We start from the raw sequence: 18,151 nt of genomic DNA, 5'->3' as shown, positions 1-18,151 counted from the left end.
TTTTCTGTCTTCGCGCGGTTTCTTCGTCACGTATCAGTCTTCTTCTTTTTGGCGGCTGCCTTGGGTTTGGCAGCGGTTTTGGTTTTGGCAGCGGCCTTCTTGGCAGGCTTTTCGTCGCCCGTGGATGCCTTGGCGCTGCCCTTGGCCTTGGCCGACTTCGCCTTTGCGCCAGCCTTGGCTGCCGGGGCTTTACCAGCCTTGTCGGTGATCAGCGCAAGTGCTTCCTCCAGCGTTACGCTTTGCGGGTCCTTGCCCTTAGGTAAGGTGGCATTGACCTTACCCCAGTTTACGTAAGGGCCGTAGCGGCCTTCACGCACTGTAATGGCACCACCAGCATCGGGATGTTCACCCAATTCCTTAAGTGCAGCAACAGCAGTTCTGCCGCGGCCCGGACCCTTGCTTTGCTTGTCTGCCAACACGGTGACAGCGCGGTTGAGCCCGATGCTGAACACATCCTCAATGCTTTCGAGATTGGCATAGGTGCCATCGTGCAGGAGGAAGGGTCCGTAGCGTCCCAGGCCAGCAGAAATCATTTTACCGCTTTCGGGATGCTGGCCCACATCGCGCGGCAGGTTGATGAGCGCCAGCGCCTTTTCATGATCGATATCTTCCGGCTTCCAGCCACGCGGCAGGGAAGAACGCTTGGCTTCCTTCCCCTCGCCCCGCTGGATGTAGGGACCAAAACGACCGGAGCGAAGGGTGAGTTCCTCTCCTGTCATCGGATCAGCGCCCAAAGCTTTCGGTTCGTTCAGCGCCGCAGCTTCCGTTTCCCCACCATCCGAGGATAGCTGGCGCGTAAAATTGCACTCCGGATAGTTGGAGCAGCCAACGAAGGCGCCGTACTTGCCAAGCTTGAGCGAAAGATTTCCGGTGCCGCAGACCTGGCAGATGCGCGGATCGCTTCCATCTTCCCGCTTCGGGAAGACGAGCGGTGCCAGTGCTTCATTCAAGGCGTCCAGAACATTGGTGACTCGCAGTTCCTTGGTTTCCTCGATCTGCGAGAAAAAGTCCTGCCAGAAATCACGCAGGACCTGCTTCCAGTTCAGTTCTCCCGCAGAAATGCGGTCGAGCTTCTCTTCCAGATCGGCAGTGAAATCGTATTCGACATATTTCGTGAAGAAGTTCTCCAGGAAGGCCGTTACAAGACGGCCCTTGGAATGGGGAAGCAGCTTACGCTTTTCGATGACGATATATTCGCGATCGCTCAATGTCTTCAGCGTGGCGGCATAGGTGGACGGGCGACCAATGCCAAGCTCTTCCATCTTCTTGATGAGGGAGGCTTCGGAATAGCGCGGCGGCGGCTCGGTGAAATGCTGGCTTGCATTGACCTTGGACTTGTCCAGCTTCTCGCGTGCGTTGATTTCCGGCAGGCGGCCGTCTTCCTCGTCCTCGCTGCTCTCACCTTCTTCGCGCGTATCCATATAGGCTGCAAGGAAGCCATCGAAACGCACGACCGACCCTACGGCACGCAGCCTGGCGCGATCGCTGCCGTTGGCAGCCAGGATTTCAACCGTCGTGCGCTCCATCTCGGCAGAGGCCATCTGGCTGGCGATGCCACGCTTCCAGATGAGTTCGTAAAGGCGAAGCTGGTCACCATCCAGGAAGCGGCGAACCTTATCCGGCGAGCGATTGAAATCTGTCGGGCGAATGGCCTCGTGGGCTTCCTGCGCGTTCTTGGCCTTGGTGGAATAGAAGCGTGCCTTTTCCGGCAGGTAACGTTCGCCAAACTGATCGCCAATGGCGCGGCGGGCAGCATCGATGGCTTCCGGTGCCATCTGCACGCCATCGGTACGCATATAGGTGATGAGGCCGACCGTCTCGCCGCCGATATCCACGCCCTCATACAGTTTCTGGGCGACCTGCATGGTGCGCGATGCCGAGAAACCAAGGTTTGAAGAGGCGGCCTGCTGCAAGGTAGAGGTTGTGAAGGGAGGGCCTGGGTTGCGCTTGACCGGCTTTGCTTCGACCGATTCAACCGTGTAGGCGGCACCCTCCAGCAGGCTCTTCAGGCGGCTTGCATCCTCGCCGTTCTTGACGCCACGGCTCTGCAAGCGCTTGCCATCGGCTGAAACAAGTCGTGCCTCGAAGGTATCGCCGCGCGGTGTCTTCAACAGGGCAGAAATATTCCAGTATTCTTCCGGCACAAAGCGTTCGATCTCGGACTCGCGGTCGCAGACCAGGCGAAGCGCGACAGACTGAACACGACCGGCTGAGCGGGCGCCGGGCAATTTGCGCCAGAGCACGGGTGAAAGATTGAAGCCGACAAGGTAATCCAGCGCACGGCGGGCCAGATAGGCATCCACCAGCGCAATATCGATATCGCGTGGATTGGCCATGGCATCCAGAACGGCTTTCTTCGTGATGGCGTTGAACACCACACGCTTGACCGGCTTGTCGCCAATAACCTTCTTCTTTTTCAGAAGATCCAGAACGTGCCAAGAAATCGCTTCCCCTTCACGATCAGGGTCGGTCGCGAGAAACAGTCCGTCCGATCCCTTCACGGCATCGGCAATATCCTTCATCCGTTTGGCAGAGGCACTGTCCACTTCCCAGGACATCTCGAAATCCTGATCCGGCAGGACCGAGCCATCCTTGGCGGGCAGATCACGCACATGGCCGAAAGACGCGAGAACCTTGAAGCCTGAGCCAAGATATTTGTTGATCGTCTTGGCCTTGGCAGGAGATTCTACGACAACAACATTCATTTTTTTTCTCTGAAACGCACGAGGAGGGCGGGGAAAAGTGCTTCCGCCTGAATCTGACCTCCCGACATGGAGGGCCTTTTGCTTGCGGTCAAGGGGGGAGCCTCATTTTTGCAGCTTTGGCAAATGCAACCTTTGCGAGCTTGAATGATTCTTGCAATCTAGAATAAAAAATGTCAGTTTGCGTGTGTATGTATAACACTGCGCGTCAAGAGTGTATTTAATTTATTGAAATTTTGTGAGGTTTGAATGGTGCAGCGGACTCGTAAGTCGGAGGAAACTGAGGAGTGGCGCGCAAATGTCGCCTATATTCGTCAGATGTTGGGTCAGCTACAGCAGGTTGCCCGCAACGAGGGAGCCGATATGCTCGCCTATCTTATTGAGATGGCCTATCTGGAAGCAGGGGACTTGCACGCAGGGCGCAAGCCGCTGTCACGCCGACATGGAGATTGACACCATGCCGCCCGGATGTCGGTGAAGACGTCCGGCCAGATCGAGTTCCAGCAGAACCAGGTAGACTGTGGATGCTGGAAGCTCGGTGTGGCGAATGATGTCGTCGATTTCAACCGGCGTTGGGCCAAGGGCTGCGGCAATGCGCGTGCGGTCACTTTCATCGAGCGGCTGCATCAATGGCGACGGCCCTTCTTCCGTGGGTTCCTTGATGGACGGTGCATCGAACAGGTCGAGTTGAGAAATCGGGGCAAGCGCTTCCAGAATGTCCTGGGAACTGGTGGTGACAATGCCACCGTTTTTCAGCAGATCATTGGTGCCATGGCAACGCGGATCAAGCGGGGAGCCCGGAACGGCAAAGACCAGTCGCCCGAAATCACCCGCCATTCGCGCCGTAATCAGGGAGCCGGAGCGCTGCGCGGCTTCGATCACAACGACACCGAGCGATATGCCGGCGATGATACGGTTGCGCCTGGGAAAATCGCGGGCGCGTGGCTCCCAGCCAAACGGCATTTCACTCACCGCAAGGCCGCAGCCTCCAGTTATCTCGCCAAGCAGCGGAATGTTTTCCGGCGGATAGGGCTGATCAAGGCCCCCGGCCAGAACGGCAATGGTGCCCGTATCGAGGCTGGCACGATGGGCGGCGGTATCGATGCCCCGCGCAAGCCCTGACGTGATGGTATAGCCGGCACGTCCGCAATCGCGAGCGAACATTGCTGCAATCTTTGATCCACTGATGGAGGAATTGCGTGAGCCAACGACGCCGAGGGAGGGGCGCAAGGCGGCGGAGAAGTCCCCCTTCATTGCCAGAAGCGGCGGCGCGCCGTCGATCTGTCGCAGCGCTGGCGGATATTCCGGCTCGCCGATCCCGACGAGTTTTGCCTTGAAGCGGCGGGCAAAATCGAGTTCCCGTTCGGCCTCTTCGACGGTGGCAATGCGGATGGCGCGCGAGGCGCCGCCACGGCGGGACATTTCGGGAATGGCGGCCAGGGCGGCATCTGCCGACCCGAAATGATTGATGAGGTCGCGGAAGGTTGACGGACCAACGTTATCGCTGCGGATCAGCCTGAGCCAGGCAATCCGTTGAGCGTCCGTCAGTGCAACCCCCCTCCGATTCGCGCTGCCGGAGGACACGGTGCCATTATCCCTTCTGGCCGATCTTGCTTTCTGTTCCGTTGATCAGACGCTCGATGTTGGCCTTATGCTTCAAATACGTAATGACGGTCATGATGGCCATGACCAAAGCGGCTTTAGGTTCCCCGACGAGCCACAGCACGACGGGGATCAAAAGAGTGGCGACCAGCGCCGATAAAGAAGAGTAGCGGCTGAGCTTTGCAACCGTCAGCCACAAAAATGCAAATACAAGTACCATGCCGGGCGCGACACCCAGAAGTGTGCCGATATAGGTGGCGACACCCTTGCCGCCCTTGAAGCCAAGCCAGACCGGAAAAAGATGGCCGATAAAGGCTGCAAAACCACCGAGCAGGCCGGCCTCCGGTCCCCAGAGCGCGGCGGCCATCAGCGCCGCTGCGGTTGCCTTGAAGGCATCGAGGAGAAGCGTGGCGAGGGCCAGCTTCTTGTTGCCGGTGCGCAGGACATTCGTTGCGCCGATATTGCCGGATCCGATGGAGCGAATGTCTCCCATGCCGGCTGCCTTGGTCAGCAGCAGACCGAAGGGAATGGAACCCAGCAGATAACCCATGGCCAAGGAAGCCAAGGCGAGGGGGAGCGTGATTTCCCAGCTGAAAAGTTCCGACATGCGCAAGTGCTCCTTAAACGGAATAGACCAGACGGCCCGCAACATAGGTGGCAACTGCCCGACCGCTGAAGCGTGCGTCTTCGAAAGGCGTGTTTTTGGATCGCGAAAGAAGCGATTCTTTTGCAACGATCCAGGGTTCATCCAGATCGATCAGCACGATATCGCCGTTGGCGCCGGGTTTCAGCGTTCCCGCATCTAGGCCGAAAATCTCGGCTGGGCGCGTGGACATGGCATCGATGAGGCGCATCAGCGGGACGCGATCTGCGTGATGGAGACGCAGAGCTGCCGCCAGCATGGTTTCAAGGCCGATGGCACCATCCGCCGCATCGGCAAAGGGCAGGCGCTTGGTATCGACATCCTGCGGATCGTGCGAGGAGACGATGATATCGATTGTGCCATTTGCCAGCGCATCCACCATGGCCTGACGGTCATCCTCGGTTCTCAGCGGCGGCGAGAGCTTGAAGAAGGTGCGATACTCGCCGATGTCGTTTTCATTGAGCGAGAGGTGGTTGATCGAAATCGCGCTGGTTGCGTTGACGCCGCGCTGGCGCGCAAGGCGTATGGCTTCTGCCGATTCAGGCACGGAAATCTTGGCGGCGTGGTAGGCGGCCTTTGTCAGTCCGGCAATGCGCAGATCGCGCTCCAGCGGAATGAGTTCGGCCTCACGCGGCGAACCGGACAGGCCAAGCCAGCTTGCGAACAGACCTTCATTCATGACGCCGTTGACGGCGAGATAAGGGTCGCGCGCTTCGAGGGCGATCACCGCAGAAAATTCCCGCGCATAGGTCATCGCACGGCGAAGAACCTGCGTGTCTGCCAAGGCATGGCGCCCTTGGGTGAAGGCGACGGCACCTGCATCCCGCAGAAGGCCGATCTCCGTCATCTCTTCGCCCTTCAGGCCACGCGTCAGCGCCGCAGCGGGGTGAACATTGACAAGGGCCTTGTCGCGGGCGGTCTTCTTCACGAATTCGATAAGGGCAATGTCGTCAAGAACGGGATCGGTGTCCGGCATCATGATGAAGCTGGTAACGCCGCCGGCAGCCGCTGCACGGCTGGCGGATTCGATGGTTTCCCGATGCTCGGCACCCGGTTCACCCACGAAGACGCGTGCATCGACAAGACCGGGTGCCGCAACAAGACCGGTGCAGTCTCTCACGTCTGCTCCGTCCGGAGCGCCCTGGTTTGCGGCTGCCGCACCGGAAGCGAGAATGCGGCCGTCTTCCCCGACGATGATCGCGCCGATTTCATCGAGATTACGCGACGGGTCGAGAACGCGGACATTTTTCAGAACAAGCGGTCTGCTCATGCGCCCACTCCTTCGCTTCTCGGATCCTGATTTTGCGACAGCAGAAGCGCTTCCATGACAGCCATGCGCACGGCAACGCCCATCTCGACCTGGCTTTCAATCACGCTTTGCGGGCCATCGGCCACGTCGGAGGCGATTTCAACACCGCGGTTCATGGGGCCGGGATGCATGACAAGGGCATCCTCCTTGGCAGCCTTCAGTTTGCAGGAATCAAGACCATAGTACTGGAAGTATTCACGCACCGAAGGCACGAACGAGCCGGACATACGCTCCCGCTGCAGCCGCAGCATCATGACCACATCGGCATCTTTCAGGCCTTCTTCCATGGAGTGGAAGACCTCGACACCCATTTGAGCGATGCCGGAAGGAAGCAGCGTGGACGGTGCGACGACGCGAACGCGTGCGCCCATGGCGTTGAGCAACAGGATATTGGACCGCGCCACACGGGAGTGCAGAACATCGCCGCAGATGGCGACGATGATGCGGGAAAGCTTGCCCTTGGCACGCCGAATGGTCAGCGCATCCAGAAGGGCTTGCGTTGGGTGCTCGTGCTGGCCATCGCCAGCATTGACCACCGAGCAGGCAACCTTTTGCGCCAGAAGTGCTGCCGCACCGGCTGATGAGTGACGGATGACCAGCACATCCGGGCGCATGGCATTCAGTGTCATCGCCGTGTCGATCAGGGTTTCACCCTTCTTGACCGAGGAATTGCCGACCGACATGTTCATGACATCTGCGCCGAGCCGCTTGCCCGCAAGCTCGAATGAGGATTGGGTGCGGGTTGAGGCTTCAAAGAAAAGATTGATCTGCGTGAGACCACGCAGGGTCGATGTTTTCTTTTCTCTTTGACGGCTGATCTTGACCGCCTCGTCGGCTTTGTCGAGAAGGAAAGTAATATCCTGCTCGGTCAGGCCCTTGATCCCGAGGAGATGGCGGTGGGGAAAGAAGACCACGAAAACGTCCTCCGCTTGTTTACGCGGTCTATAGAGATACAGGGCTCTGCGGGCAAGCACATGCTTGGCTGGAGATTTTCTGATCCCCATGCAATTTTATCGGAATTGGATTAGAAACAGCCCATGAATCAGATGACCCGGACCGACGACAATCATAACGAGCTGAACCAGCCAAGCCTCTGGTCCGGTATCAATGCCTATCGCACAGATCCCCTGATGGTGGATTTGACAGCCGGGCTGCATCGTGCGCTGCGTGAGGAATTCGATGCATTGGGCCGCTATGTGACTTCGCCTGAAGCACAGGAGCTGGCCCGTATGGCCAATGAAAGCCCGCCCAAGCTGAAGACGCATGGGCCTCGTGGCGAGCGGCTGGATATGGTGGAGTTCCACCCGGCATGGCACGCGCTGATGCGGCGTTCGATGTCTTCCGGGCTTCATTCTTCCATCTGGGAGAATGCGCCGGAAGCGCGCAACAACCAGCACCGGGCGCGCGCTGCGCGCTTTTACCTGACATCTCAGCTTGAATGCGGCCATTTGTGCCCGTTGACGATGACCAGTGCCTCGGTTGCCGCCATGATGGCATCGCCGCGTGTGCAGAAGGAATGGGCACCACGCATTCTTTCGCGCAAATACGATTCATCCAATCGCCCGGCGCAGCAGAAAAGCGCGATCACCGTTGGCATGGGGATGACGGAGAAGCAGGGCGGCACGGATGTGCGCGCCAACCGCTCCATCGCTGAACGGGTGGGTGAGGGCGTCTATCGTCTCTCTGGCCACAAGTGGTTCATGTCGGCGCCGATGAGCGATGCCTTCGTCATGCTTGCGCGAACGAATGAGGGCATTGGCTGTTTTCTCGTTCCACGCCTGCTGGAAGACGGCACCGCCAACGGGCTTCAGTTTCAGCGCCTGAAGGACAAGCTCGGCAATCGTTCGAATGCTTCAGCGGAAGTAGAATTTCACGATGCCTTTGGCTACCTGCTCGGGGAACCGGGCGGTGGCATCCGCACAATCCTGGACATGGTGACACTGACGCGGCTCGATTGCGCGCTGGCAAGCGCCGGAATCATGCGTGCCTCCTTGGCGGAGGCCGTGCATCATTGTCGGGGCCGCAGCGTATTTGGCAAAAATCTGATTGACCAGCCGCTGATGACGCGGGTTCTGGCGGATATGGCGCTGGATGTGGCGGCGGCCACCGCGCTTTCCTACCGCCTCGCGGAAGCTTTCGACAAGGCGGGCACCAACCCCTCCGATGCGGCCTTTGCCCGCGTCATGACGCCGGTGATCAAATACTGGGTGTGCAAGATGGCGCCGCCGCTGATCTATGAGGCGATGGAGTGCCTGGGTGGCAACGGCTATGTGGAAGAGCGGCCTCTCGCCCGCCATTACCGGGAAGCCCCGGTGAATGCGATCTGGGAAGGTTCCGGCAATGTGATGGCGCTGGATGTTCTGCGCGTGCTTAGCCGTGGCCGCGATCTCTTTGATTCGGTCCTCTCGGGCATCGAGCGTGATCTTGGCCCCAGCGGCCGCAAGACCACCGATGTGCTTCGTGCCGCCATGGCTCTCGCAGAACGGGATGAGGGGGCGGCGCGCCTTCTGGTGGAACAGCTTGCTCTCGCTGCCGGTGCCGCCGAGCTGTTTCGACTGGGCGCGGGCAAGATTGCCGATGCTTTTGTCGAAACGCGTCTGGCCGGAGGCTGGCGCGCGACCTATGGCATGCTCGATTCGCGCTTCGATGCTGCCTACATCGTGGACCTGCTCTATCCCGCCACGAGTTGACGGCCCCGTTTTACAGCGCTTCTGACGTTACCCACAGCCCGCGTTAACCATGACGCGGGCTTTTCGTTGCGTTTTGGCCCTGCGGCTCTAGGTTTCCGTTAACGCTTTGTTAACCAGGTTCCGACGGGCCGTACGTGACTGGAAACCGATCATACAATTTGGGGTTACTGTTTTCGTCGCTCAGCTTCTTCGCGGTTCTGGCGCTCGATATCACCGTGCCAGCATTCACTTTGAGCATCATGGCTCTCATGCGCTGGCTCATCGCACCGGCAGGTCTGCCGGCAATGGAAGGAGAGGCCGCATGAAGTGGTTTCTGATTCTGTGGGCAGGTCCGGTTGCGCTTCTGGGTGCCTGGTATGTCCTGTCCCTGCATGACATGAGCTTCGGTTTCTTCATGCTGACGCGCCAGACCCATGATCTCGTTTTCGAAATCTACGGCAATATTCTTGGCATCGCGCCGGATAAGCTTCCGGCCCTGGTGGCGCGTGCCATCGCTATCGATAGCCTCATCGTGATGGGCATCGTGGCCCTCAGGAAGCGCCGCCAGATTATCGCCTGGTTTCGCGCCCGTTATGGTGCGCCGGTATCGGACCTTGCCAAGGATGCCAGCCTGTCCAGCGCGCCTTGAAGAATGAAACTTGCGGCAGCCGAATCGATGCGTTCGGCCCGCTTGGCACGCGATACATCCATTTCCAGAAGTGCGCGTTCTGCTGCGACAGTGGAAAGACGCTCGTCCCAATAGGTGAAGGGGATCGCGGTCTTCTCGCTCATGCTGCGCACAAATGCACGTGTTGCCTGAACACGCGGTCCGGCTGATCCATCCATGTTCATCGGCAGCCCGATGACGAAGGCTGCGATGCGCTCCTTCTCAGCGAAGGCAAGAAGCACTTCAGCATCCTGCGTGAACTTCGTTCGTTTCAGCACCGGGCGAGGAGAGGCAAAGCGCCGTCCGATATCGGAAATGGAGAGGCCGATTGTTTTTGTGCCGAGGTCCAGTCCTGCGATCGGTTGGCCCGGCAACAGAAATGCACTCAATTCCTCGATTGTCAGACTTGCCAACTCGGCACCCTTTCCGCGGCTTTGCCGCTTGTCGTCTCTTGACCTTGAGAGGTCTGTTCTAAATCAATGACCAGGAAATCCGGCCGTCATCTTGCCGCGTATCATGGCCTTGCTTATCACCGGCAAAATAAAATTCCGTCGAGGATTGTCATTCTTCCCTAACACGAACAAGGAGATTTTCCATGAAGATCACCTGGCTTGGCCATTCGGCCTTCAGGATTGAAACCGCAAACGCCAAGATCTTGATCGATCCGTTCCTGACCGGAAATCCCTCGTTTGCGGATCAGGACCGCAAAGACGTGGCAGCGGGAATCACCCATATATTGCTGACACACGGTCACGGTGACCATGTGGGCGATACCATTGCTTTGGCTGAGGAAACCGGTGCCGTTGTGCTGGCAAACGCCGATCTGGCCGCATGGCTGGGTTCAAAAGGTGTATCCAGGCTGGAAATGGGCAATACCGGCGGCACCGTGAATTTCGGCAGCTTCACCGCCACTTTCACACAGGCTTTGCACTCCTCAGCCCAGATCACGGAAGATGGTGTTTCGCATGCGCTTGGCAACGCAAATGGCCTGATGTTGCATTTCGAGGGTGAGGCATCGCTTCTTCACATGGGTGACACCGATATCTTCACCGATATGGGCCTGATCAACGAATTGCATCAGCCAGACATTGGGCTGGTTCCGATTGGCGACCGTTTTACCATGGGCGGTGCCGTGGCAGCGCTGGCCTGCCAGCGCTTCTTTGACTTCAAGCATGCCATTCCCTGCCATTATGGCTCCTTCCCGATCATCGACCAGACGCCGGATAAGTTCGTCAAGGGCATGGAAGGTCTGAAGACGCGCGTGGAGACGCCGAAGGTTGGCGTTACGCTGAGCATCTGATTTTGTGCTTGGAGGCGGCATTTGTTGCCGCCTCTTTGCAAGATTGTGCCGCCAGAACCGTTGCGAAGGAGGCAAGCGGACATTATAGCGGGAGGAAATTCCATCCGGAGAAGTCCCATGTCCGTTGATATTGCCACCGTAAAGCGCGTTGCGCGCCTTTCCCGCATTGCCGTTTCCGAAGAAGAGCTGGAGCGCATGACCGGGGAATTGAATGGCATTCTCGGCTTCGTTGAGCAGCTGTCTGAGGTGGATGTGTCTGGCGTTGAGCCCATGACCTCCGTCACGCCGATCACCATGCGCAAGCGCGAAGATGTGGTGACGGATGGCGACAAGGCCGCCGATATTGTGGCTAACGCTCCGAACTCCGACCAGAATTTCTTCCTGGTGCCGAAGGTTGTCGAATAAGACGCGGCTTTTCCCTGCGCCGACCTTCCCTAGCATCCGCGAACGAGTTTGAGATCACCATGACCGAATTGACCAGCCTGACCATTTCCGAAGCGCGCGAAAAGCTGAAGGCGCGTGAGTTTACCGCTGTAGAGCTGACGGACGCCTATATCTCCGCCATTGATGCCGCCAATGGCGCTTTGAATGCCTATGTCACCGTGACGCCGGAAAAGGCGCGTGACATGGCGAAGGCTTCCGATGCACGTCTCGCAGACGGCAAGGCGGGCGCGCTGGAGGGTATTCCGCTTGGCGTGAAGGACCTGTTTGCAACGCGCGACATTCACACTCAGGCCTGCAGCCATATCCTCGACGGCTTCAAGCCGAAATACGAATCGACCGTGACGGAGAACCTCTGGAACGCCGGTGCCGTGATGCTGGGCAAGCTCAATATGGATGAGTTTGCCATGGGCTCTTCCAACGAAAGCTCCTATTACGGTCCAGCCGTCAATCCCTGGAAAGCCGAAGGGTCCGATGAAAAGCTCGTTCCCGGTGGCTCATCGGGCGGCTCTGCCGCAGCCGTTGCAGCGCATCTTTGCGCCGGCGCCACGGCCACCGATACGGGCGGCTCTATCCGTCAGCCTGCAGCCTTCACTGGCACTGTCGGCATCAAGCCGACCTATGGCCGTTGCTCGCGCTGGGGTATTGTTGCCTACGCTTCGTCGCTCGATCAGGCTGGCCCGATTGCCCGTGACGTTCGCGATGCGGCCATTCTTCTGAAGGAAATGGCAAGCGTCGATACCAAGGATACCACCTCTGTCGACCTGCCGGTGCCGGATTACGAAGCTTCGCTTGGCCAATCCATCAAGGGCATGAAGATCGGCATTCCGAAGGAATATCGAATCGAAGGTCTGCCGGAGGAAATCGCCAAGCTCTGGGACCAGGGCGTTCAGTGGCTGAAGGATGCCGGTGCGGAGGTTGTTGAAATCTCGCTGCCGCATACGAAGTATGCTCTGCCAGCCTATTACATCGTGGCACCCGCTGAAGCCTCTTCCAACCTGGCCCGCTATGATGGCGTGCGCTACGGTCTTCGCGTGGATGGTAAGGATATTGCCGACATGTACGAGAAGACGCGCGCCAGCGGCTTTGGCAAGGAAGTGCAGCGCCGCATCATGATTGGCACCTATGTGCTTTCCGCAGGCTATTACGATGCCTATTACCTGAAGGCGCAGAAGGTACGCACGCTGATCAAGCGCGATTTCGAAGATGCCTTCCATGCGGGTGTGGATGCTATCCTTGCGCCGATCACGCCATCGTCTGCCTTCGCCATTGGTGACAAGGAACTGGCGGCAGATCCCGTCAAGATGTATCTTCAGGACGTCTTCACCATTACCGTCAACATGGCGGGTCTTCCCGGTCTCTCTGTGCCGGCTGGCCTCGACCACAAGGGTTTGCCGCTTGGTCTTCAGCTGATCGGCAAGCCCTTCGAGGAGGAAACGCTCTTCAAGACGGCGCATGTGATCGAGCAGGCGGCTGGCAAGTTTACCCCGAAGAAGTGGTGGTAACAGGCTCTTTCTCGTGAGGTTTGGAGACCGGCCCCTGTGGCCGGTTTCTTTTTGAGAATTGGCGAAAACTACGTGCAGAGATCTGTCGATTTAATGGCTAGCAGCCCGCTCTAACGAGACCTGCGGATATATATCCAGCTAGAGGTGTACGAGACGGTTGGCCGGGTACTTGGGATAGTTCCACAAAGCACCATGTTTGACGGTCAGCTAAACGTGTTGCACTGAGAACCTTTACCTCGATTCCATTTTGCAGTTCTGCAAGCATGCGGAAATTAGTTCCCGGTCCTTCACGAAGATTAGAGAGTGGTCCCCGCGGATTGTAAATGGATGAATAAACGACAGAAGGGACTGTCTCGGTGAAGTTGGGGGGCATCTGGAGGCTATTGGCCGGAGGAGGTTGATTTTCTTTCAAGTGGAGCAGGGGTTTACTAGCTGGCTCTACTTTCGGTGTTACAAGAGTTTCGGTTCTAGTGCAGACATCAAACCAGTAGCACAGGGTAGGTATTTCGCTTCCTGTCAAGTCCTGCCAAAAACTCCGAGCCGTTCCATATGTCAGGACAGGCACAAATGCGACAAATAAGAGAATGGAGATAACACTCAGAGTTAAGCCCCTTGATCTTTCGATGGCAAACTCTCGAGCGGTCGTTGGCATAAATAGCATAAGCAACATTGTAGAGGTTAGTATGATAGGCGCGAGCGTGTTCAAGCTTAAGGTCCTATTGGATTTATGAATCTATGACTTGTGCATTTGTGCCAGTACTGGTTGTGAAAGAGCCAACGCAGAAGGAAAATTCTTCGTAAACGCGGGTTTTCCGGGGTTCTTTCATCGCGCTTGATGAAGGGGCTTGTCGTCTATTGTTGACAACGTTGCTTATGACCTGAACCTGTGGTCAAGTCGTTGCGGCTTCGGCTTCACTGAGGGCGGACATGCACCACATTCGCAATGCACGTGAAGATGAGATTCAGGTTCTCACCAATATCGGCTTGCGTGCCTGGGCGCAGGCCGTGGGGCCGATTGGTGCAAGCGATGAGCTGCAGGAAAATGCAGCCCGCGCTTTTACAGATTTCGTTCGTTCCTCCTGGCTGAAAATTACGGTTGTTGAGGATGATGGCGTTGCGGCTGGCTGGGCGGCGCGCGAGGCGCTGGATGACAAGATCACCGATTTTTGGATCGATCCACAGCATCAGCGTCGTGGCCTGGGTTCGGCTCTGCTGCAAGCGGAAGAGGAGCAGGTGCGGCATGGCGGGTTTGAAAGTATCCGGCTGGAAACACATGCGCATAATACCGATGCGGTGAGTTTCTTCGAAAAGAACGGCTATCGCATCAATTGGCTTTCGATCGCCTATGCACCAAAGCTGGATCAGGATGTGCAATCTGTGGGGATGACCAAGGAACTGGCGAAGCCTTCCACTGCCTACGGTGCGGAATTTTGAGGCACCTTGTCATCTGATCTGCCCTGCAGGCTGGGCAAAAGCTTGCGCCGCCTCGCCATTTGCTCTACCTGACGATCAACCAAACGACAGCATGAAGAGCCATTTGAGATGACCATTGTCGATGTTCGCACCCCTGATCCGAAACGCCTGATTCCCGGTGCCACCGGCGATTGGGAAGTCATTATCGGTATGGAGGTGCATGCGCAGGTTCTGTCGAATTCGAAGCTGTTTTCCGGTGCTTCGACCACATTTGGCAAGGCGCCGAATTCCAACGTTTCACTCGTTGATGCAGCCATGCCCGGCATGCTGCCCGTGATCAACGAGGAATGCGTGAAGCAGGCGGTTCGCACGGGCCTCGGCCTCAAGGCGCAGATCAACAATCGCTCGATCTTCGACCGCAAGAACTATTTCTATCCCGATCTGCCGCAGGGCTATCAGATCTCCCAGTTCAAGGATCCGATTGTCGGCGAAGGCAAGATCGTGATCTCGCTCGGGCCGGATCGTCAGGGTAATTTCGAAGATATTGAAATCGGCATCGAGCGTCTGCATCTGGAGCAGGATGCGGGCAAGTCCATGCATGACCAGCATCCCACGATGTCCTATGTCGACCTGAACCGCTCCGGCGTCGCGCTGATGGAAATTGTTTCCAAGCCCGATATGCGCTCTTCCGAAGAGGCGAAGGCCTATATGACGAAGCTGCGCTCCATCGTGCGCTATCTTGGCACTTGCGACGGCAACATGGATGAAGGTTCCATGCGTGCGGATGTGAACGTTTCTGTCCGCCGCGTCGGTGAGCCCTTCGGCACGCGCTGCGAAATCAAGAACGTCAACTCCATCCGCTTTATCGGCCAGGCCATTGAATATGAAGCGCGCCGCCAGATCGCAATTCTGGAAGAGGGCGGTAGCATCGATCAGGAAACGCGCCTGTTTGACCCGCATAAGGGTGAAACCCGCTCCATGCGTTCCAAGGAAGACGCGCATGATTATCGCTATTTCCCCGATCCCGACCTTCTGCCGCTGGAATTCGACGACGCCTTCGTAGAAGCTTTGAAGGCCGATCTGCCGGAGCTACCGGACGATAAGAAGGCCCGTTTCGTTCGCGAGCTCGGCCTCTCGGTATACGATGCCTCCGTTCTCGTTTCGGAAAAGTCCATAGCCGACTACTTCGAAGCTGTTGCGGAAGGACGTGATGGCAAGACAGCGGCCAACTGGGTCATCAACGATCTTCTGGGTGCCTTGAACAAGGCAGGCAAGAGCATTGAAGAAACGCCCGTTTCGCCAGCGCAGCTTGGCGGGATCATTGACCTCATCCGGGCTGAGACCATTTCCGGCAAGATTGCCAAGGATCTGTTCGAGATTATCTGGAACGAGGGTGGCGATCCGGCTGAGGTGGTCGAGAGCCGGGGCATGAAGCAGGTTACCGATACCGGCGCAATTGAGAAGGCTGTGGATGAGATCATTGCCGCCAACCCTGATCAGGTGGCAAAGGTTCAGGCCAAGCCGACACTGGCCGGCTGGTTCGTCGGTCAGGTCATGAAGGCAACCGGCGGCAAGGCCAATCCACAGGCCGTTCAGGCGCTGGTCAAGGCCAAGCTGGGCATCGAGGAGTAAGCTGCTAACGCAGTCGCAGGAGAGCGCCATGTATTTCGTCAGGACAGCCAGCGAGCGAGATGTGGAGGCACTTCAAGCCTTGCTCGTCGAGACCTGGCACGCGACCTATGACGCTCTCCACGGTGCAGAAAAGATCACCGAACTGGTTCAGCACCTGCATCGGCCAGAGGCGATCCGCGCGAATATCAATAAGAAGGACGGCGAGTTTCTGGTTGCCGATAATGGCAAACAACTCGGAGGCATGGGCTTTGCGGCCATGTCGCCGACAATGACCAAGACAGCCGTTCTTTATCAGCTCTATGTTCGCCCCGGCTGCCAGGGTGAAGGTATCGGCCGCGATATTTTCGCCGAGCTGGAAACCTGCTTTCCCGATGCTGAAATTTTGCGGTTGGAGGTTGATACCGTCAACCTGCGCGCAATCTCCTTCTATTCCCGGCTCGGCTTCATAGAAGTTGACCGGACGAAGAACTGTGGTGGAACCGATAGCGGCATTGAGGCCGTCATTATGGAGAAGCCGCTCGCGCAATAGGGGTGCGCCCCAGGGAGGTTCGTCATGACGGAAGCCGCAGTTTCCATTCGTCGCGCAAGAGAGGAGGATTTGCCGCAGCTGATCGCCCTCTTCGAGCAGGATGATCTTGGAGGGCATGGCGATACCAGTCATGAGGATGCCTTCAACGATTACATCCGCGCCTTTCACATCATTGATCAATCCCTCAATGAGCATATTTATGTTGCCGAATTGAACGGTGACGTTGTGGCGAGTTTCCAGCTTGCCTTTCTGCGCACGCTGCGCGGGCGTGGTGGCCTTACGGGCATCATCGAAGCCGTGCATACGCGCCATGATCTGCGCCGTCAGGGCATCGGGATGAAACTGCTGGATTTCGCTGTTGCCGAGGCCAAGCGGCGTGAATGCCGTCTGGTGCAGATTACTCACCGGGCCGACCGTGAGGAGATCCGGAGCTTTTATGAGAAGGCGGGCTTTTCAGCCGATTACATCGGCTTTAGAAAGCACCTCAAATAATGGTGGTTCAGTCTGCAAAGACTGGACATTCCCATGCCGAGATTGCATAAGCGGATCAAGGAAACATTCCTTGTCTCTCGCGAGGACGTTGGAAAAACATGAAGAATCTCCTGCTTCAAATCTTCACCTGGTGGAATGGCCAGACGCTTGGAACGCGCTTTTTCACATGGCGCAATGGCAAGCGCGTTGGTGAAGATGAATTTGGCAACGTGTATTACGAAGGCGGCATGACCTCCTTCGGACTTCCGCGCCGTTGGGTTATCTACAAGGGTTATGCGGAAGCCTCTGCTATCCCCGCTGGATGGCACGGATGGATGCATTACCGCACAGATGTTCCGCCGAGCAAAGAGAACTATGTTGCGCGCGAATGGCAGAAGCCGCATCACGAAAACCTGACAGGAACGCCGTTCGCTTACCGCCCCAAGGGCTCGCTTGATGCGACGGGTGAGCGTCCGCGTGTGACGGGTGACTATGATGCCTGGACGCCGGGTGCCTGAGCGGGTGCTCCGCTTTCACGCCACATTTTCCGTCTAACGGCAATTGGTCCCGACATTGATCGGGACCATTCGTTTCAAGGTGATTCAGTCCATGCAGCTTGCAGGTTTCCGCACGGCACTTCTGGCAACAGCTCTTTGCGCGATGACGGCAATCTCCAGCCCTGCAGTGGCAGCCCGGATTGAGAATCCGGTGGCCGAGTTCTCCGGGATCGACAAGATCACCGGCCGCATTACGCGTTTCGATGTGTATGTGAACGAGACTGTGCAGTATGGCGCCCTGCAGGTGACGCCAAGGGTCTGCTATTCTCGCGATGATACGGAAGCGCAAAAGATTGATGGCTTTGTGGAAGTTGATGAAATCACGCTGGACCGCAAGATCCGGCGCATCTTCACAGGCTGGATGTTTGCCGACAGTCCCGGACTGAACGCGTTGGAACACCCGATTTATGATGTCTGGTTGACGGGCTGCAAACAGAAGTCGGATGTGCCGCCGCCGGTAACGAAGAAGTAGTTTTCGCTTCAACCACCCTTTCGCGCCTTGCGATTGGACGCGCCGCTACAGCGTGCTGCGAATTTCGAGAGTGGTTGACTGTTTCACGGAAACGATGAGCCGTTTTAACTCTTTGTATTTACGCATTTCCGAACGAAAAACCGCTGCACACTTTTTCAGGTAAATGCTCTAGGGTCGAAACCCAATCAGGGTATTGATGAGATTAGCTATCCATGATTCACTTCCTGCAGCAACAGGAG

Annotated in this window: 18 protein-coding genes; 12 read left to right on the top strand and 6 right to left on the bottom strand. The window is 57.3% G+C overall.

All coding sequences use genetic code 11. From position 1 onward, the window contains the following. Positions 1 to 26 precede the first annotated feature (26 nt). Positions 27 to 2,705, bottom strand: a complete 2,679-nt coding sequence (gene topA, locus ACFSE1_RS15890) for a type I DNA topoisomerase (RefSeq protein WP_377403374.1) — start codon at positions 2,703 to 2,705, stop codon at positions 27 to 29. A 246-nt stretch (positions 2,706 to 2,951) separates the two neighbouring features. Here topA and ACFSE1_RS15885 point away from each other — a divergent pair, with 246 nt between their 5' ends. Beyond that, positions 2,952 to 3,155: a hypothetical protein gene (locus ACFSE1_RS15885; RefSeq protein ID WP_377403372.1), complete on the top strand. Its 204-nt coding sequence runs from the start codon at positions 2,952 to 2,954 to the stop codon at positions 3,153 to 3,155. Here the strand turns inward: ACFSE1_RS15885 and dprA are convergent. Genes dprA through ACFSE1_RS15865 form a run of 4 tightly spaced genes read right to left on the bottom strand, consistent with a single transcriptional unit; the run spans position 3,135 to position 7,170 of the window. After that, the gene (gene dprA, locus ACFSE1_RS15880) at positions 3,135 to 4,286 is read right to left on the bottom strand and encodes a DNA-processing protein DprA (protein ID WP_377403370.1); all 1,152 of its coding nucleotides are present in this window, start codon (positions 4,284 to 4,286) and stop codon (positions 3,135 to 3,137) included. The two genes, ACFSE1_RS15885 and dprA, sit on opposite strands and share 21 nt — an antisense overlap. A gap of 7 nt (positions 4,287 to 4,293) precedes the next feature. Next, entirely contained in the window at positions 4,294 to 4,911 is a 618-nt protein-coding gene (plsY, locus tag ACFSE1_RS15875) for a glycerol-3-phosphate 1-O-acyltransferase PlsY (protein WP_377403368.1), read from the bottom strand. 13 nt (positions 4,912 to 4,924) lie between these two features. After that, complete coding sequence (locus tag ACFSE1_RS15870) at positions 4,925 to 6,217, bottom strand: dihydroorotase (protein WP_377403366.1); 1,293 nt, start codon at positions 6,215 to 6,217, stop codon at positions 4,925 to 4,927. Beyond that, a complete protein-coding gene (locus ACFSE1_RS15865; protein ID WP_377403364.1) occupies positions 6,214 to 7,170 on the bottom strand; it encodes an aspartate carbamoyltransferase catalytic subunit in 957 nt (318 codons plus the stop codon). Before ACFSE1_RS15865 ends, ACFSE1_RS15870 begins: the two co-directional genes overlap by 4 nt. A 123-nt stretch (positions 7,171 to 7,293) precedes the next feature. Between ACFSE1_RS15865 and ACFSE1_RS15860 the strand changes: the two genes are divergently transcribed. Together ACFSE1_RS15860 and ACFSE1_RS15855 are read left to right on the top strand one after the other, a co-directional pair. Continuing rightward, complete coding sequence (locus ACFSE1_RS15860) at positions 7,294 to 8,946, top strand: acyl-CoA dehydrogenase family protein (RefSeq protein ID WP_377403362.1); 1,653 nt, start codon at positions 7,294 to 7,296, stop codon at positions 8,944 to 8,946. A gap of 301 nt (positions 8,947 to 9,247) precedes the next feature. Further along, positions 9,248 to 9,574 (top strand): DUF6105 family protein, encoded by a 327-nt coding sequence (locus tag ACFSE1_RS15855; protein ID WP_377403360.1) that lies wholly within the window; start codon positions 9,248 to 9,250, stop codon positions 9,572 to 9,574. Here ACFSE1_RS15855 and ruvX read toward each other — a convergent pair. After that, on the bottom strand, positions 9,517 to 10,005 hold the full coding sequence (ruvX, locus tag ACFSE1_RS15850; RefSeq protein WP_377403358.1) for a Holliday junction resolvase RuvX: 489 nt from the start codon (positions 10,003 to 10,005) through the stop codon (positions 9,517 to 9,519). The two genes, ACFSE1_RS15855 and ruvX, sit on opposite strands and share 58 nt — an antisense overlap. A gap of 182 nt (positions 10,006 to 10,187) precedes the next feature. Between ruvX and ACFSE1_RS15845 the strand changes: the two genes are divergently transcribed. The 9 genes from ACFSE1_RS15845 to ACFSE1_RS15805 all read left to right on the top strand — a co-directional run bounded on the left by ACFSE1_RS15845 (position 10,188) and on the right by ACFSE1_RS15805 (position 17,912). After that, positions 10,188 to 10,892: a metal-dependent hydrolase gene (locus ACFSE1_RS15845; protein ID WP_377403356.1), complete on the top strand. Its 705-nt coding sequence runs from the start codon at positions 10,188 to 10,190 to the stop codon at positions 10,890 to 10,892. 117 nt (positions 10,893 to 11,009) lie between these two features. After that, positions 11,010 to 11,297 carry an Asp-tRNA(Asn)/Glu-tRNA(Gln) amidotransferase subunit GatC gene (gene gatC / locus ACFSE1_RS15840; protein WP_377403354.1) on the top strand — a complete coding sequence of 96 codons (288 nt, stop codon included), beginning with the start codon at positions 11,010 to 11,012 and terminating at the stop codon, positions 11,295 to 11,297. A 59-nt stretch (positions 11,298 to 11,356) separates the two neighbouring features. Next, complete coding sequence (gatA, locus tag ACFSE1_RS15835) at positions 11,357 to 12,838, top strand: Asp-tRNA(Asn)/Glu-tRNA(Gln) amidotransferase subunit GatA (protein ID WP_377403352.1); 1,482 nt, start codon at positions 11,357 to 11,359, stop codon at positions 12,836 to 12,838. A 927-nt stretch (positions 12,839 to 13,765) separates the two neighbouring features. Next, complete coding sequence (locus ACFSE1_RS15830; RefSeq protein WP_377403350.1) at positions 13,766 to 14,272, top strand: GNAT family N-acetyltransferase; 507 nt, start codon at positions 13,766 to 13,768, stop codon at positions 14,270 to 14,272. Positions 14,273 to 14,380: 108 nt separating this feature from the next. Then, positions 14,381 to 15,883 (top strand): Asp-tRNA(Asn)/Glu-tRNA(Gln) amidotransferase subunit GatB, encoded by a 1,503-nt coding sequence (gatB, locus tag ACFSE1_RS15825; RefSeq protein ID WP_377403348.1) that lies wholly within the window; start codon positions 14,381 to 14,383, stop codon positions 15,881 to 15,883. A gap of 28 nt (positions 15,884 to 15,911) precedes the next feature. Beyond that, positions 15,912 to 16,412: a GNAT family N-acetyltransferase gene (locus tag ACFSE1_RS15820; protein WP_377403346.1), complete on the top strand. Its 501-nt coding sequence runs from the start codon at positions 15,912 to 15,914 to the stop codon at positions 16,410 to 16,412. Between the two features lie 24 nt (positions 16,413 to 16,436). Next, positions 16,437 to 16,904 carry a GNAT family N-acetyltransferase gene (locus tag ACFSE1_RS15815; RefSeq protein WP_377403344.1) on the top strand — a complete coding sequence of 156 codons (468 nt, stop codon included), beginning with the start codon at positions 16,437 to 16,439 and terminating at the stop codon, positions 16,902 to 16,904. Between the two features lie 98 nt (positions 16,905 to 17,002). Next, complete coding sequence (locus ACFSE1_RS15810) at positions 17,003 to 17,401, top strand: NADH:ubiquinone oxidoreductase subunit NDUFA12 (protein ID WP_377403342.1); 399 nt, start codon at positions 17,003 to 17,005, stop codon at positions 17,399 to 17,401. 142 nt (positions 17,402 to 17,543) lie between these two features. Beyond that, complete coding sequence (locus ACFSE1_RS15805) at positions 17,544 to 17,912, top strand: DUF2155 domain-containing protein (protein ID WP_377403744.1); 369 nt, start codon at positions 17,544 to 17,546, stop codon at positions 17,910 to 17,912. Positions 17,913 to 18,151 lie beyond the last annotated feature (239 nt).

Source organism: Affinirhizobium helianthi (genome assembly GCF_042680945.1).
Taxonomy (GTDB): Bacteria; Pseudomonadota; Alphaproteobacteria; order Rhizobiales; family Rhizobiaceae; genus Neorhizobium; species Neorhizobium helianthi.
Note: the sequence above shows the minus strand (reverse complement) of the source record. Positions and strands in the feature narration are given on the sequence as shown.

Excerpts from the sequence above, each read along its gene's own strand:
- gatB (WP_377403348.1), top strand. The coding sequence starts at position 14,381 with ATGACCATTGTCGATGTTCGCACCCCTGATCCGAAACGCCTGATTCCC.
- ACFSE1_RS15885 (WP_377403372.1), top strand. The coding sequence starts at position 2,952 with ATGGTGCAGCGGACTCGTAAGTCGGAGGAAACTGAGGAGTGGCGCGCA.
- ACFSE1_RS15815 (WP_377403344.1), top strand. The coding sequence starts at position 16,437 with ATGACGGAAGCCGCAGTTTCCATTCGTCGCGCAAGAGAGGAGGATTTG.
- ACFSE1_RS15845 (WP_377403356.1), top strand. The coding sequence starts at position 10,188 with ATGAAGATCACCTGGCTTGGCCATTCGGCCTTCAGGATTGAAACCGCA.
- plsY (WP_377403368.1), bottom strand. The coding sequence starts at position 4,911 with ATGTCGGAACTTTTCAGCTGGGAAATCACGCTCCCCCTCGCCTTGGCT.
- ACFSE1_RS15805 (WP_377403744.1), top strand. The coding sequence starts at position 17,544 with ATGACGGCAATCTCCAGCCCTGCAGTGGCAGCCCGGATTGAGAATCCG.
- ACFSE1_RS15855 (WP_377403360.1), top strand. The coding sequence starts at position 9,248 with ATGAAGTGGTTTCTGATTCTGTGGGCAGGTCCGGTTGCGCTTCTGGGT.
- gatC (WP_377403354.1), top strand. The coding sequence starts at position 11,010 with ATGTCCGTTGATATTGCCACCGTAAAGCGCGTTGCGCGCCTTTCCCGC.
- ACFSE1_RS15860 (WP_377403362.1), top strand. The coding sequence starts at position 7,294 with ATGAATCAGATGACCCGGACCGACGACAATCATAACGAGCTGAACCAG.
- gatA (WP_377403352.1), top strand. The coding sequence starts at position 11,357 with ATGACCGAATTGACCAGCCTGACCATTTCCGAAGCGCGCGAAAAGCTG.
- ACFSE1_RS15820 (WP_377403346.1), top strand. The coding sequence starts at position 15,912 with ATGTATTTCGTCAGGACAGCCAGCGAGCGAGATGTGGAGGCACTTCAA.
- ACFSE1_RS15870 (WP_377403366.1), bottom strand. The coding sequence starts at position 6,217 with ATGAGCAGACCGCTTGTTCTGAAAAATGTCCGCGTTCTCGACCCGTCG.
- ACFSE1_RS15810 (WP_377403342.1), top strand. The coding sequence starts at position 17,003 with ATGAAGAATCTCCTGCTTCAAATCTTCACCTGGTGGAATGGCCAGACG.
- ACFSE1_RS15830 (WP_377403350.1), top strand. The coding sequence starts at position 13,766 with ATGCACCACATTCGCAATGCACGTGAAGATGAGATTCAGGTTCTCACC.
- topA (WP_377403374.1), bottom strand. The coding sequence starts at position 2,705 with ATGAATGTTGTTGTCGTAGAATCTCCTGCCAAGGCCAAGACGATCAAC.